The sequence below is a fragment of the Pseudogracilibacillus sp. SO30301A genome (assembly GCF_037072025.1).
In the GTDB taxonomy this organism is placed as follows: domain Bacteria; phylum Bacillota; class Bacilli; order Bacillales; family Amphibacillaceae; genus Pseudogracilibacillus.
This window is the reverse complement of sequence record NZ_JAXHDD010000114.1, coordinates 1-2,461: the sequence shown is the minus strand read 5'-3', so window position 1 is coordinate 2,461 and position 2,461 is coordinate 1. Positions and strand designations below refer to the sequence as shown.

Sequence of the window (2,461 nt, the reverse complement as noted above, 5' to 3'; positions counted from 1 at the left end):
TATGAAATGCCAAATATCGAAGAGTATTTTTTAAAGAAAAAATTAAAACCCAACTGAATATCAAGGCAGTTGGGTTTAAATATTATTTTTTAATTCGCTAAAGTCGGTGGTACTCCATAACATTTTTATTTAGGTAGAAAGAATATCTGATAAAAACAAGTGCGAGTATAACGAATAATCCACCTATCCAGCTTAAATTTACAATATTCGTATATTGAATAATGATTCCTCCTAATGCGGAGCCTAGCATCATTCCCACATTCATTAATGCGGTATTAAAACTGAGTACTGTTTCAGAGGATTGTGGTTTTAGTGAAATCAGATAAAACTGCTTTGCTGGTGTCGTTGTCCAAGTTGCTACTCCCCAAAAAGCGAGTGTGACAATTACACCCACTGTTGAGTACTGTGTATATGTTAGTACACATAAAGAAATGATATGAACACATAAACTTAATGATATCGTTCGATTAGGTCCCCATCTGTCTACAGCATATCCTCCAAAGCGTGAGCCAATAAAAGCAAAAGTGCCTAAAACAAATAACGCGATACTTGTCATATCTATAGAAAAATCAGCAGTATGTCTTAATAATGGAGCAATGTAGGCAAACACCATTGTATATCCTAAAATCCAAAAGATCGTTGTCATTAAACCAGTAAGGACTCGTTTATCTTTAATAATTTGCAGCTGTTGTTTAAATGGCAACGGTTGGTTTCCTTCTATAGCCGGTAATAATTTGTAAAGTCCTATCAATAAAAAAACGGTGCCAAGCGCAATGATTAAGAAAATATAGTGCCAATCAAAATGTCCAGCTAAAAATGTCCCAATAGGCACTCCAAGTACTAATGAAACAGTGAAACCTGTAATGACTGTTGCCATAGCACTACCTCTTTTTTCTGGAACTGCAATTTGAGCGGCATAATTGGTGGCAACAACAATATATAGCCCTCCACTCATCGCCATAATGACTCTGGATAACATAAGAAAAACAAAATTGGAACTAAAAAATGCAACAAGATTACCTAAAATAAAAGTAAAGATAGCATATAAGAGTACTTTTTTACGATCAAACTTAGACGTTAACATAACCAGGACTAATGCTCCGATGGCATAAGATAAAGAATAAATCGTAATCAACTGACCAGCTATTGAAATCGAAACATCTAATTCAAAAGAAATCAGCTCTAAAATTCCAGAAACAACAAACTCTGCTGTTCCTGTTACAAAAGCTCCCAAAGCCAAAAGTATGATGATTAGTTGATTTATATTATTTTTCATTTTGTACATCTCCTTATATTTAAAACGTTGTATTAATTTTAAGTCTCGTGTTAACATAAGTAAAATTGATATTTTTAATCAAGGAGATGAGTAATTACTCATGACTATTGTTCGGTACGAAATCATTGCAAAAGTAGTCGAGCTAGGAAGCTTTACAGAGACTGCTGAAGCATTAAATATGACTCAATCAGCCGTGAGTCATGCAATTGCGAGTTTAGAGTCTGAATGGGGTGTCTCCCTATTAATTCGTGATCGTAAAAAAGGAATAACACTTACAGATATAGGGCAAAAAACACTTCCGCATATTAGAGAAGTGTTAAAAAGAGTGGAAGTCATAAACCAGGAAATTGCATTAACAAACAATCTAGAAACAGGGATTATTCGTATCGGTACTTTTGCAAGTGCTTCTTCCTGTTTATTGCCTAAATTGCTTGCAAAATTTCAGAAAAAACATCCCAAGATCGATTTTAAGTTTTTTGAGGGAACTTATGAAGAGATTACGGAATGGTTGAATTCAGGTATTATTGACATTGGGTTTGTAGTAAAAGGAAAATCAAATCCAGATTTTGACCTGGTTCCTCTCATAAGAGATAACATGGTAGTAGCCTTTCATCCAGAACACAGATTTCTAAACAAAGAAACAGTGAATATGGAAGATTTAGTGGAAGAATCTTTTATTATGCCAACAGGTATGTATCAATCACATGTTGAGGAATTATTTGAAGAAGCGCAAATGAAACCATCGATTCTTTTTGAAGTGCACGACTGTACAACCATCGCTAATATGGTACAGGAAGGACTTGGTGTTACTATTGGTCCAGAACTATTTTTAAAGACCCAACAAAATATAAAGGTTAGCAAACTAAATATTAAAAATAGCCGTGAAGTTGCACTTGCCTGTTATTCTATTGCGAATGCCTCCCCAGCAGTAAAGGAATTTCTTTATGTTGCAAAAGACGTCTTTCACTGAAAATAAAAAGGTGGGAAAGTCAGCATGTTAAAACTTGACTATTAAATCTATTAAATATACTTGCAAAATAACGCTTTATAGAAATACCAAGTCATTTACAGCTATAGTAACTTGGTATTTCTATCTCTGTACTTTCTTTGTCAAAAAACAAATATATGATTAATGAAAGGGAAAACCTAACCTTTATTTCATCAAATCTTGAAAGCTAAAACAGT

2 protein-coding genes are annotated in these 2,461 nt (G+C 33.8%); one reads left to right on the top strand and one right to left on the bottom strand.

Annotation, left to right across the window (positions count from 1 at the left end; genetic code table 11):
* Positions 1 to 97: 97 nt before the first annotated feature.
* Positions 98 to 1,285 (bottom strand): MFS transporter, encoded by a 1,188-nt coding sequence (locus SPD89_RS22590; protein ID WP_336264203.1) that lies wholly within the window; start codon positions 1,283 to 1,285, stop codon positions 98 to 100.
* 91 nt (positions 1,286 to 1,376) lie between these two features.
* On the opposite strand from SPD89_RS22590, the gene SPD89_RS22585 reads away from it, so the two are divergent.
* Positions 1,377 to 2,246 carry a LysR family transcriptional regulator gene (locus tag SPD89_RS22585; protein ID WP_336264202.1) on the top strand — a complete coding sequence of 290 codons (870 nt, stop codon included), beginning with the start codon at positions 1,377 to 1,379 and terminating at the stop codon, positions 2,244 to 2,246.
* Positions 2,247 to 2,461 lie beyond the last annotated feature (215 nt).